The following is an 11,642-nucleotide window of genomic DNA, read 5'->3' on the forward strand; positions in this document are numbered from 1 at the left end:
CGTTGAGGTTGACCGACTCCTGCCGGCGGTCGCCCTCGTCGTGGCCGAAGATGCGGTTGACGCTCATGGCCAGCAGGTGGCCGGTGCCCGGCTCGACCGGTTCCCCTACCCGCCGCCGCGGCGCTGACCGGTCGCCGGCGAGCTCGTCCAGCGTCTGGGTGGTGAGCCAGCCGAGCAGCACGACCAGGTGGAGCAGGAAGAGCCACAGGGCGAGCGCGACGACGCCGCCCACGACGTCCAGGTCGCCGAACGGTGCGCCGAGGTCCAGCGGCAGCGCCAGGAACAGCACGAAGCCCTGGAGGAAGCCCGACAGGCAGGCGGCGGTGAACAGGGCCCCGACCAGCAGCGAGCGCCACCGCACGCGGCCCCCGCCGACGACGCGGAACCCCCAGGCCAGCGGCAGCGTCAGCGCCGCCAGCACCGCGTAGTAGCCGAGGGCCACCTGGCCGGTCGTGGCGAGGGCGCCGCCGCGGTCGGCCAGGTCGGCCATCTGCGCCGCGGCGAGCAGCAGCGGGTAGAGCAGCACCGGGGCGAGCAGCAGCAGGGGCAGCGCCGCGAGCCGGCCGCGCCAGGCGGTGTGGCCCTCGTGCCGTCGCTCGGAGAACCGCAGCAGGGCGCGCCGGAGCCCCTCGCCGTAGAGGGACATCGGCAGCAGGGCCAGCAGCGCCCCCAGCGGGTCCAGGCCGGCCCCGGCCTCGACCAGCCGGTCGAGCGCGGCCGGCGCGCCCAGTTCACCGGGCAGCAGGTCACCGACCCGCTCGCCGAGCTCGCGCACCCGCTGGGAGGAGGTGATCCAGGCGGTGATCCCGAACGACAGCACGAGCAGCGGGACGACGGCGATGCCCGCGTAGAAGGTGAGCCCGGCGGCGATCAGCATGAGGTCGCGGCCCCGCAGCCGGGCCCGTACCCCCGCGGGCAGGCCGCGCAGCACCGCAACGCCCCGCGGCCACCGGCTCACGGGCGGCCGGTCACGGGAGGGGCTCACGGCGGTCCATCCTCCGGTAGTGGTCCGGTGCGGCCGGGCCGAAACCGGTACGGCCCGGCGCCCACCGGCTGGGGCTGGCGGGAGATCCCGGGTGGCTGGGGCGGCTGTGACTCAGCGCGCAGGGAGAACTACACGAATGTTGTTCCGAGCATTGTCACGACCGGGTCACGGCCCCTACGGTGAGTACGTCCGTCGGGGCTTTCCGTCACTGCCGAGTGACCTCCGCCGGACGCCGTCGAGCGAGCCGGGCACCCGCGCAGGTGCGGTGCCGGACCGGGACCGCTGCGGCACCGTGATGGGACGGACCCCTCCGTCCCGGTGCGCGCGCAGAGGCCGGCCGGGCCCGGGAGGCGGCCGTGGACGAGATCGGAGAGCCGCCGCACCATGGCGACCCCCCTGCGCACCCCCGCCCGCCGCCGCACCGCCGGCCGGGTGGGGCTGTCCCTGGCCGGCGCCGTCGGCATCCTGCTCGCCACGGTCCCCGCCTCCGCGAACCCCGGCTCGCCCGGCACGTCCGGCGAGGCGGCCCGGCTGCTCGCCGAGCGCGGCCACCAGCTCGAGGTCGTCACCGAGCAGTTCAACGAGGCGCGCGACACGCTGACCGCCCAGCAGGCCGCCGCCGAGGCCGCCGCCGCGCAGCTGCAGCAGGCCACCGCCGACCTCGCCCGCGCCCAGGAGCAGGTGCGCGGCATCGCGCGCAGCGCCTGGACCGGCGAGGGCCTGGGCTCCTTCCAGGCCCTGCTCACCAGCGAGTCGGCCGACGAGTTCGTCAGCCGCGTGAGCATTCTGGAGACCATCTCCGGGCACCAGGGCGTGGTGCTGGCGCAGGCCGCCGAGGCCGGCGTGGCCGCCGCCCAGGCCCAGGCGACGGCGCAGGAGGCCGCCGCGCAGGCGCGGGCCACCTACGACTCCATCGCCGTGCAGCAGGCCGAGCTGCAGGAGCAGGTCGACGAGTTCCGCGCCCAGTTCGACCGGCTGAGCACCGCCGAGCGCCAGGCCGTGGCCGAGGCCCACCACGCCGAGGAGCGCGGGGGCGAGCCGCAGCGCGCCAGCCGTGACGAGCGCGAGGCGCCGGCGCCCGCCGCCCCGGTGGTTGCCGACAGCGCGGCGGCGCAGAAGGCCGTGGACGCCGCCATGGCGCAGCGGGGCAAGCCCTACGTGTGGGCGGCCACGGGGCCCAGCGCCTTCGACTGCTCCGGGCTGACCTCCTACGCCTACCGCGCGGCGGGGATCTCCCTGCCCCGGGCGAGCCGCAACCAGGCGGGCGTCGGCCGGGCGGTCTCCCGCGCCGAGCTGCGCCCTGGCGACCTGGTGTTCTTCTACAGCCCGATCAGCCACGTGGGCATCTACATCGGCAACGGCCAGATGGTGCACGCGCCGACGTCGGGCGACGTCGTCAAGGTCGCCAGCATCGACTCGATGGGCGGGTACGCCGGGGCACGGCGCGTCGCGGGCTGACCCCTAGCCCGAGCCCGGCCCGCTGACCTGCTGGAGCAGCCCCCAGACGAACACCGCCCGCACCCCGCCGGGGAGGTGGACCTCCGAGCGGGTGGGCACGCCGGTCGCGACGCCGCGCCCGCCGGGGAGCCCGGCGACGTCGTCGAGCACGTGCTCCCACACCAGCAGCCGGTCCGGGCCGGCCGCCGGCACCGGTGAGCCCGGCGCCCGGGCGAGGTGCTCGTGCAGCACCGCGCCGCCGGGCCCGCTGACGACCTCCCACCACTGGTGCGGCCACAGCGGCAGCGGCCAGCGCCGCACCTGGAGGTCCAGGTCGCCGACGCGCCGGTCCTCCAGCTCCTCCGGAGGGCCGAGCACCGCGGTGCGCAGGGCCAGCCCGCGCGGGGCCCGCCGCGAGTGCTGGAGAGCTTGCCAGCGGGTGTGCGCGGCGTGCGCCTCGCCGCGGGTGGCACCGAGCCTCGGCAGCGCCTCCGCCGTCAGGTCGGGCCGGATGTCGGCCATCCGGCGCAGCAGCACCAGGCAGAACTCCCGCCGGGCCAGTCCGCGCACGGGCCGACCCTGCCACCCTCCCCGCTGCCGCGAACATCACACCCCGGGCGGGGACGCCGCCGCCGGCCCGGTCGTTGACCGCGCGGACCCCGCCCCCGGAACCGAGGACGCCCGTTGAACCCGCGCACCGTCACCACCGCCTTCCGCCTCGTCGCCATCGCCGAGGCGATCACCTGGGTCGGCCTGCTGGCCGGGATGTTCGTGAAGTGGGTGCTGCAGACCTCCGAGGTCGGCGTCCAGGTGTTCGGGCCCATCCACGGCGGCGTCTTCGTCGTCTACGTCGTGGTGGCCCTCGTCGCCGCCCGGGTGCTGCGCTGGTCGCTGTCCACGACGCTGCTCGCACTGGCCGCCTCGGTGCCGCCGCTGGCCACCGTCTGGTTCGAGCGGTGGGCCACCCGCACCGGTGCGCTGCCCGCGCGCGAGGCGCTGACCGCCTGATCCGCCGGGCGGGGCGGTCGCTACGGTCGCCGTCATGCCCGAGCCCGTGCTGCCCTCCACCGCTCGCCTCCTGCTGGCCCGCACGGCGCGGGTGCAGCGCGACGGGCGGGCGCCCGGGCTGGTCGCCGGCGTCGTCCGGGACGGCGGGCTGGTGTGGTCGGCCGGCCGCGGCGAGGTGCCCGGGCGGCACACCGACGTCCAGTACCGGCTCGGGTCGATCAGCAAGACGGTGACGGCGGTCGTCGTCCTGCGGCTGCGCGACGAAGGGCTGCTGCGGCTCGACGACCCGCTGGAGCGCCACCTGCCCGGCACCCCGCTCGGCGACCGCACCGTCGGGCAGCTGCTCTCCCACCTCGCCGGTGCCTCCGCGGAGAGCCCCGGCGGATGGTGGGAGCGCACCCCGGGCGGTTCACTGGACGAGCTGGGCCTGGGCGAGACCGACGTCGTCCTCGGTGCTGCCCGGCGGTTCCACTACTCCAACCTCGGCTTCGGCCTCCTCGGTGAGCTCGTGGCCCGGCTGCGCGGCCGGTCCTGGGACGACGTCGTCACCGCCGAGGTGCTGGCGCCGCTCGGCATGGCCCGCACCACGCCGCGCCCGGTGGCGCCGGCCGCCGAGGGCTACGCGGTGCACCCGTGGGCCGACGTCGTGCTGCCCGAGCCCGAGCACCACGCCGGCGTGATGGCCGCCGCGGGGCAGCTGTGGGCGTCGCTGGCCGACCTCGGCCGGTTCGCCGCCTTCCTGCTCGGGGACACCGCCGACGTGCTGGACCCCGCGACGCTGGAGGAGATGACGGTGCCGGCCGGCGTGGACTCGTCGGCGCCGGGCTGGTCGGCCTACGGGCTGGGTCTCCAGGTGCTGCGGGTGGACGGGCGGACGCTGGTCGGGCACGGCGGCTCGATGCCCGGCTTCCTCGCCGGCGTGTTCGTCGACCGCGAGGAGCAGGCGGGCGCGGTGTCGCTGGCCAACACCACCAGCGGGCTGGACCCGCTGGTGTTCGGGCTGCTGGCCGACCTGCGGGTCGCCGAGCCGCGGGTCGTCGAGGCGTGGGTGCCCGCGCCCTCGCCGTTGCCCCTGGAGAGCCTCGGCGTCTGGTTCTGGGGGCCCGCGCCGTACGTGCTGCGCTCGGTCAGCGGCGGGCTGCTGCACCTGGGGCCGCTGCCGGGGCGCCCGGGGCGGGCCAGCCGCTTCGCCCGGGCGGACGACGGTGCCTGGCGGGGGCTGGACGGCTACTTCGCGGGGGAGGCGCTGCGCATCGCGGACGACCACCTGGACCTCGGCACCTTCGTCTTCACCCGCACGCCCTACGACCCGGCCGCCCCGGTGCCCGGCGGCGTGGACGAGCGCGGCTGGCGCTGACCCGTCCGCCGGGGCCACGATCAGGGGACCCGCGGACCTGATCGTCGCCGGGCCGTGTCAGGGGCGGTCGAAGGCGTCGATCGTGCTCTTGACGACCAGCCCGTAGGCCAGGTGTGGCACCAGGTCGCTCAGCCAGTCGGTCGCCGACCACGTGCGCGGGTCGGTGACGCCGAGGACGGCCATCGGGCCGTTGGCCGCCAGCATCGCGCCCAGGCCGGTCAGCACCGTGCCCACGGGCTTGGTGGAGAGCAGCCCCGAGGCCCGGGCCAGCCCGCCGACCACGCCGACCCCGACGCCGGCCACCAGCCCCGTCATCGGCCCGAGCCCCTGCACCCGGTTCTGCCGGGTCTGCTCGTCGCCGGGGATGGGCACGTGCGCCGCCGCGGCCAGCTTCTCGACGGTCTGCTCGGGGGTGGAGCTGCTGCCCCGGCCGCGCGCCACCATGTCCAGGTAGGTGACGGCGTTGAGCGCGGTGGTGCCGGCGGCTCCCGCGGCCGCCCCCCGGAGCGCCCAGCCCAGCGTGCTGATGCCGCGCCTGCCCTTGCCCGTCCGCCCCAGCGGGGTGCGCTTCGCCATGGGCCGTCCCGTACCCGGGCGCCGGCGCGGCACACCGCCACCCGGCTGGCGGTCGGGGGACGGGACACCCACGCTGGGCGGGTGGGCGACGTCGCCGCGCGGCTGGAGCGCGCCATCGGGGAGCTCCTCGCGCGCCGCCGCCCGGAGGCGTCCATCTGCCCGTCGGAGGCTGCTCGCGCCGTCGACCCCGCACGCTGGCGGGACCTCGTGCCGGAGGCGCGCAGCGCAGCGGGCCGGCTGGCCGACGCCGGCGCAGTCGAGGTCACGCAGGACGGCGCCGTGGTGGACGCGCGCAGCCCCCGGGGGCCGGTCCGGATCCGCAGACCCCGCTAGGAGCTCCCGGCGGCGCGGTGCAGCAGCGGGCCCACGCGCCGCTCGACGAACCGGCGCATCGCCAGGGCGGTGTCCACGCGCTGGACACCGGGGATGGCCAGCACCGCCTCGGTGGTGCGCCACAGGTGGTCGGCGTCGGTGGCCGCCACGTGGACGAGCAGGTCGGTGGCCCCCGACAGCCCGGTCACCTCGAGCACCTCGGGGAGCCCGGCCAGGGCGTCGCTGACCTCGGCCAGCCCGCGCTGCGCCACCTGCACCGACATGTAAGCGGTCAGCCGGTACCCCAGCGCCTCGGGGCGGACCCGCTGGTCGAGCGGGCCGAGGACGCCGTTGCTCTCCAGCCGGGCCAACCGGGTCTGGACGGTGTTGCGGGCGAGCCCGAGCCGCTGGGACAGCGCCATCACGCTGGCCCGAGGGTCCTCGGTGAGGGCCAGCAGCAGCCGAGCGTCCGTGGCGTCGATCTCCGGCACGCTGTGCAGTCTGGCAGCTCCGAGCGGCCTGCGGGGACCTTTCTGCGCAATCACCCCACCTCGTCCTGCGCAGATCGAAGCGCCCGAGGGCTGGCCAGCGGCGGGGCGACCGTGCCAGGATGTGTGAGGGCCGCCACACCCGGTGGTCCGGAACGTCCAGCACCACCGCGCCGCCGGTGACCCCGGCGGCGGTGGCCGACGGCGAGGAGCGCGACCGGTGACAGCGTTGCCCGAGACCACGGAGATGGTCGACCCCGTCCCGGGGGCCGCCGCCCCCCACCTGCCGCAGCGGTCGCAGCTGGTGCAGCTGCTCACGCCCGAGGGCGAGCGGGTCGAGCACCCCGACTACGCGCTGGAGATCTCCGACGAGGAGCTGCGCGACCTCTACCGCGACCTGGTGCTGGTCCGCCGGTGGGACGTCGAGGCGACCGCCCTGCAGCGGCAGGGCGAGCTCGGCATCTGGGCCTCGCTGCTGGGCCAGGAGGCGGCGCAGATCGGCGCCGGCCGCGCGATGGCCCCCTCCGACATGGCCTTCCCCACCTACCGCGAGCACGGCGTCGCCTGGACCCGCGGGGTCGACCCGCTGCACGTGATCAGCCTGTTCCGCGGCGTGGACAACGGCGGCTGGGACCCGGTGGCCACGGGCTTCAACCTCTACACCGTGGTCATCGGCGCGCAGTGCCTGCACGCCACCGGCTACGCCATGGGCCTGCAGCGCGACGGTGCCGAGACCGCCACGCTGGCGTTCCTCGGCGACGGCGCGACCAGCCAGGGGGAGGTGAACGAGGCGATGATCTGGGCGGCCAGCTTCTCGGCCCCCGTCGTCTTCTTCTGCCAGAACAACCAGTACGCGATCAGCGTGCCGCTGGAGCGGCAGTCGCGCGTCCCGCTGTACCAGCGTGCCGCGGGTTTCGGCTTCCCGGGCGTGCGGGTCGACGGCAACGACGTCCTGGCCGTCCTGGCCGTCACCCGGCAGGCGCTGCAGGCCGCCCGCGAGGGCCAGGGGCCGACGTTCATCGAGGCGTTCACCTACCGCATGGGCGCGCACACCACCTCCGACGACCCCACCCGCTACCGGTTGGCCAGCGAGCTCGAGGAGTGGAAGCTGCGCGACCCGATCGCCCGGCTCAAGGCGTACCTCTCCCGCCAGGAGAAGGCGGACAGCGCGTTCTTCGACTCGGTCGAGCGCGAGGCCGACGAGCTCGCCGAGCGGATCCGCAGCGGCACCGTCGAGATGCCCGACCCGGACCCGGCCGCCATGTTCGACACCGTGTACGCGGAGCAGACCCCGTGGCTGGCCGCCCAGCGCGACGAGTTCGTCGCCTACCGCGCGAGCTTCGAGGAGGCCGGCGAGTGAGCACCGAGACCCTGACCATCGGCAAGGCCCTGAACCTGGGCCTGCGCAAGGCGATGGAGGACGACGCCAAGGTCGTGCTGATGGGGGAGGACATCGGCAAGCTCGGCGGCGTCTTCCGCATCACCGACGGCCTGCAGAAGGACTTCGGGGAGGCGCGCGTCGTCGACACGCCCCTGGCCGAGGCCGGCATCCTGGGCACCGCCGTGGGGCTGGCGATGCGCGGCTACCGGCCCGTCTGCGAGATCCAGTTCGACGGCTTCGTCTTCCCCGCCTACAACCAGATCGTCACCCAGGTCGCGAAGATGCACGCCCGCTCCCAGGGCCGGTTGCCGATGCCGATCGTCATCCGCATCCCCTTCGGCGGCGGCATCGGCGCGGTCGAGCACCACAGCGAGAGCCCCGAGGCGTACTTCGCGCACACCGCCGGGCTCAAGGTGGTCGCCGTCAGCAACCCGGTCGACGCCTACTGGGGCATCCAGCAGGCGATCGCCCACCCCGACCCGATCGTCTTCCTCGAGCCCAAGCGGCGGTACTGGGAGAAGGCCGAGGTCGACACCGGCGCGACGCCCGACCCGCTGTTCGCCTCGCGCGTCGTCCGCGGTGGCGACGACGTCACGGTGCTCGCCTACGGCCCCATGGTGAAGACGGCGCTGCAGGCCGCCGAGGCGGTCGCCGAAGAGGGGCGCTCGCTGGAGGTCGTCGACCTGCGCACCGTCTCGCCGCTGGACCTGGAGCCGGTGTTCGAGTCGGTGCGCCGCACGGGCCGCTGCGTCGTCGTCCACGAGGCGCCGGTGACCCTCGGGCTCGGCGCGGAGATCGCCGCCCGGGTGACCGAGACCTGCTTCCACTCCCTGGAGGCGCCGGTCCTGCGGGTCGGGGGGTTCGACACCCCCTACCCGCCGTCGAAGCTCGAGGAGGAGTACCTCCCCGACCTCGACCGGGTGCTGGACGCCGTCGACCGCGCGATGGAGTTCTGAGCCGTGACCCAGCGACAGTTCAAGCTCCCCGACGTCGGTGAGGGGCTCACCGAGGGCGAGATCCTCCAGTGGATGGTGGCCGTCGGCGACACGGTGGCGGTCAACCAGCCGCTGTGCGAGGTGGAGACGGCCAAGGCCGCCGTCGAGCTGCCCTCGCCGTGGGCCGGCACCGTCGTCGAGCTGCTCCACGAGGCGGGCACGATGGTCGACGTCGGCGCGCCGATCATCACCATCGACGTGGGTGGTGGGGCCCCGGCGGCGGAGTCCTCCGGTGAGCAGGCCGCCGGGAGCCCGGAGCCGGCCGCGGGGCTGATCGGCGGGGCCGCCCCGGGGGGCCGCACCGCCGTCCTGGTCGGCTACGGGCCCCGCACCACCGAGGCCCGCCGTCGGCCGCGCCGCTCGGGTGCGGCGGCCGCAGCCCGCGCGACCGCCCTGCCCGGTGCCGACTACGGCTCCGGCGGCACCGACCGGCCGCCGCTGCCCTCCGACGACGGCCCGCCGCTGCTGGCGACCGCCCCGGACATGCGCACCAAGCCCGTCCGCCACGGCGGGCTGGAGGTCGGCCGCCAGGCCGAGGCCGCCGCCCGCCGGGAGGACGCCGCCCCGTCACGCGGCTCCGCCCCCGGCCGGCGCGGCCCCCGCCCGCTGGCCAAGCCGCCGGTGCGCAAGTACGCCAAGGACCTCGGCGTCGACCTCACCACCGTGCACGGCAGCGGCGACGGAGGAGTGATCACCCGCGCCGACGTCGACGCCGCCGTCGCCGCCCGCGCGGACGGCGCCGCCGCCCCGCCCCCCGCGGTGGCCACCGCCGGGGAGCAGCGCATCCCGGTCAAGGGCGTCCGCAAGGCCACCGCCGCCGCCATGGTGGCCAGCGCCTTCACCGCGCCGCACGTCACCGAGTTCCTCACCGTCGACGTCACCCGCACGATGAAGCTGCGCAGCCGGCTGGCCGCCCGGCCGGAGCTCGCCGGGGTGAAGGTCAGCCCGCTGCTGTTCGTCGCCCGGGCGGTGCTGCTGGCCGCCCGGCGGCATCCGCTGGTCAACAGCTCCTGGGACGAGGCGGCGCAGGAGATCGTCGTCCACGGGCAGGTGAACCTGGGCATCGCGGCCGCCACGCCGCGCGGGCTGATCGTGCCCAACGTCAAGGACGCCGGCCGGCTCTCCCTGGCCGAGCTGGCGGGCGCCCTCGCCGAGCTGACCGAGACGGCCCGCGCCGGCCGCACCGCGCCGGAGGACATGACCGGCGGCACGCTGACGATCACCAACGTGGGCGTGTTCGGGGTCGACACCGGCACGCCGATCCTCAACCCCGGGGAGTCGGCGATCCTGGCCTTCGGCGCCGTGCGGGAGATGCCCTGGGTGCACAAGGGCAAGGTCCGCCCGCGGCAGGTGACCCAGCTGGCGCTCTCCTTCGACCACCGGATCATCGACGGCGAGCTCGGCTCGCGGTTCCTGGCCGACGTCGGGGCGTTGCTGCACGATCCGGGGACGGCGCTGGCGTTCTGACCGTCGCTCGCGGGAGGGTGCGCTCGTGGACCGACGTCGGACGGCTCTCGTCCTGCTGCTGCTCTTCGCGCTCTGCAGCGGGGTGGCCATCGTGGTGAGCGGGAGCCGGCCGGCGTCGGAGCAGGGCCTGGCGCCGGCGTTCGTCCAGTTCGCGGGGTACGCCCTCGCCCTCGCCGCCGCGGTGCTGCTCCTGAGCTCCCCGGGGGACGGCCCGCGGCGGGTGGGCGGGCTGGTCCTCGTCGTCCTCCTGGCCCTGGTGGTCCTCGACCTGATCGCTCCCGGCAGCCCGAACATCGGCGCGGGGCTGGTGCACCTGGCCGGGCTCGTGGTGATCATGGTGGCCACCGTCCGGCTCGCGCTGGGCATCGCCGGCGAGCACACCGCATGACCGACCTCGACCGGCTGCTGGAGTTCGCGGCGCGCTCCCGGGTGCCCGACGGGTTCGGTTACCTCGGCTCGGACGGGAGGGTGCTGCCCCGGCCGCAGGAGACGTGGATCGTCGCCCGGATGACCCACGTGTTCGGGCTGGCCGCCCTGCTGGGCCGGCCCGGCGCGGGCGACCTGGCCGGCCACGGCGTGGCCGCGCTGCGCGGCGGGCCGCTGCACGACGCCCGGTACGGCGGCTGGCGCGCGGCCGGCGACGACGGGACGAAGGCGGCCTACGTGCACGCGTTCGTCGTCCTGGCCGGTGCCACGGCCGCCACCGCCGGTGTCGACGGCGGCCGGGCACTGCTCGACGAGGCCGTCGGCGTCTGGCAGGAGCGGTTCTGGGACGCCGGTGCCGGGCTGGCCGTGGACGAGTGGGACGCCGGCTGGACGACGCTCTCGGCCTACCGGGGCGCCAACGCCAACATGCACGGCGTCGAGGCGGTGCTCGCCGCCGCCGATGCGGTGGACGACGCGGCGCTGGCCGAGCGGCTGCGCGGTCAGGCGCTGCGCAGCACCGAGCGGGTCGTGCACGGCTTCGCCCGCGCGCGGGAGTGGCGGCTGCCCGAGCACTTCACCGCCGCCTGGGAGCCGCTGCCCGACCACAACCGCGACCGCCCGGCCGACCCCTTCCAGCCCTACGGCGTGACGGTGGGGCACCAGTTCGAGTGGGCCCGGCTCGCGCTGCACCTCCGGGCGGCCCTGCCCGACCCGCCGACCTGGCTGCTCGAGGACGCCGTCGCGCTGTTCGAGGCGGCGGCGACCCGCGGCTGGGCCGCCGACGGGGCTGACGGCTTCCCGTACACCCTCGGCTGGGACGACCGGCCGGTCGTGGGCGCCCGCATGCACTGGGTGCTCTGCGAGGCGGTCGCGGCCGCCGCCGTGCTGGCCCGGGTCACCGGGGAGCCGCGGTACCGGCAGCTGGCCGACCGCTGGCGGGCGCACGGCGAGGAGCGCTTCGTCGATCCCGTCACGGGCAGCTGGCACCACGAGCTGTCGCCCTCGGGGGAGGTGGCGGAGGGCACGTGGAGCGGGCAGCCCGACGCCTACCACCTGGCGCAGATGCTGCTCCTGGCCGACCTGCCGGTGCGGGGCAGCATCGCGGCCGCGCTGCGCTGACTGTGAGGCTGGCCGGGTCGGTTCGTCGGTGATGGGCTGACTGCTGGCGGCAGCGGGCGTGACCCTTGCTCTGACTGGCCTCGTGCCTTTG

General features: G+C 76.1%; 13 protein-coding genes. 9 read left to right on the top strand and 4 right to left on the bottom strand.

The genetic code is table 11. The features are described from left to right. Nucleotides 1-985 (bottom strand): YhjD/YihY/BrkB family envelope integrity protein (locus E9549_RS21085; RefSeq protein ID WP_236828551.1); only part of this gene is annotated, 985 nt, incomplete at its 3' end. A 384-nt stretch (nucleotides 986-1,369) separates the two neighbouring features. Here E9549_RS21085 and E9549_RS21090 point away from each other — a divergent pair. Continuing rightward, nucleotides 1,370-2,443, top strand: a complete 1,074-nt coding sequence (locus E9549_RS21090) for an NlpC/P60 family protein (protein ID WP_236828552.1) — start codon at nucleotides 1,370-1,372, stop codon at nucleotides 2,441-2,443. Between the two features lie 3 nt (nucleotides 2,444-2,446). Here the strand turns inward: E9549_RS21090 and E9549_RS21095 are convergent, their stop codons facing one another. Then, nucleotides 2,447-2,992: a hypothetical protein gene (locus E9549_RS21095; protein WP_236828553.1), complete on the bottom strand. Its 546-nt coding sequence runs from the start codon at nucleotides 2,990-2,992 to the stop codon at nucleotides 2,447-2,449. 114 nt (nucleotides 2,993-3,106) lie between these two features. On the opposite strand from E9549_RS21095, the gene E9549_RS21100 reads away from it, so the two are divergent. Together E9549_RS21100 and E9549_RS21105 are read left to right on the top strand one after the other, a co-directional pair. Then, nucleotides 3,107-3,430, top strand: coding sequence for a DUF3817 domain-containing protein (locus E9549_RS21100; protein ID WP_236828554.1), 324 nt, complete (start codon nucleotides 3,107-3,109; stop codon nucleotides 3,428-3,430). A gap of 34 nt (nucleotides 3,431-3,464) precedes the next feature. Continuing rightward, a complete protein-coding gene (locus E9549_RS21105; RefSeq protein ID WP_236828555.1) occupies nucleotides 3,465-4,787 on the top strand; it encodes a serine hydrolase in 1,323 nt (440 codons plus the stop codon). 57 nt (nucleotides 4,788-4,844) lie between these two features. On the opposite strand, the gene E9549_RS21110 is transcribed toward E9549_RS21105, so the two are convergent. Further along, the gene (locus tag E9549_RS21110) at nucleotides 4,845-5,363 is read right to left on the bottom strand and encodes a hypothetical protein (RefSeq protein ID WP_236828556.1); all 519 of its coding nucleotides are present in this window, start codon (nucleotides 5,361-5,363) and stop codon (nucleotides 4,845-4,847) included. 81 nt (nucleotides 5,364-5,444) lie between these two features. Here E9549_RS21110 and E9549_RS21115 point away from each other — a divergent pair, with 81 nt between their 5' ends. Beyond that, a complete protein-coding gene (locus E9549_RS21115; protein ID WP_236828557.1) occupies nucleotides 5,445-5,696 on the top strand; it encodes a DUF3253 domain-containing protein in 252 nt (83 codons plus the stop codon). Here E9549_RS21115 and E9549_RS21120 read toward each other — a convergent pair. Then, the gene (locus tag E9549_RS21120) at nucleotides 5,693-6,166 is read right to left on the bottom strand and encodes an Lrp/AsnC family transcriptional regulator (protein WP_236828558.1); all 474 of its coding nucleotides are present in this window, start codon (nucleotides 6,164-6,166) and stop codon (nucleotides 5,693-5,695) included. The genes E9549_RS21115 and E9549_RS21120 overlap by 4 nt on opposite strands. Before the next feature lie 217 nt (nucleotides 6,167-6,383). Here E9549_RS21120 and pdhA point away from each other — a divergent pair, with 217 nt between their 5' ends. The 5 genes from pdhA to E9549_RS21150 are packed head-to-tail and all read left to right on the top strand — an operon-like array spanning nucleotide 6,384 to nucleotide 11,551. Further along, nucleotides 6,384-7,523 (top strand): pyruvate dehydrogenase (acetyl-transferring) E1 component subunit alpha, encoded by a 1,140-nt coding sequence (gene pdhA, locus E9549_RS21125; protein ID WP_374201469.1) that lies wholly within the window; start codon nucleotides 6,384-6,386, stop codon nucleotides 7,521-7,523. Then, a complete protein-coding gene (locus tag E9549_RS21130; protein WP_236828559.1) occupies nucleotides 7,520-8,500 on the top strand; it encodes an alpha-ketoacid dehydrogenase subunit beta in 981 nt (326 codons plus the stop codon). The genes pdhA and E9549_RS21130 overlap by 4 nt, the downstream gene beginning before the upstream one ends. A 3-nt stretch (nucleotides 8,501-8,503) precedes the next feature. Continuing rightward, nucleotides 8,504-10,006 (top strand): dihydrolipoamide acetyltransferase family protein, encoded by a 1,503-nt coding sequence (locus E9549_RS23865; protein WP_308113179.1) that lies wholly within the window; start codon nucleotides 8,504-8,506, stop codon nucleotides 10,004-10,006. A gap of 25 nt (nucleotides 10,007-10,031) precedes the next feature. Continuing rightward, nucleotides 10,032-10,394 (top strand): hypothetical protein, encoded by a 363-nt coding sequence (locus E9549_RS21145; protein ID WP_236828560.1) that lies wholly within the window; start codon nucleotides 10,032-10,034, stop codon nucleotides 10,392-10,394. After that, nucleotides 10,391-11,551 carry an AGE family epimerase/isomerase gene (locus tag E9549_RS21150; protein ID WP_236828561.1) on the top strand — a complete coding sequence of 387 codons (1,161 nt, stop codon included), beginning with the start codon at nucleotides 10,391-10,393 and terminating at the stop codon, nucleotides 11,549-11,551. The genes E9549_RS21145 and E9549_RS21150 overlap by 4 nt, the downstream gene beginning before the upstream one ends. The last annotated feature ends 91 nt before the right edge of the window (nucleotides 11,552-11,642 follow it).

The organism is Blastococcus sp. MG754426 (assembly GCF_021699055.1).
GTDB lineage: Bacteria > Actinomycetota > Actinomycetes > Mycobacteriales > Geodermatophilaceae > Blastococcus.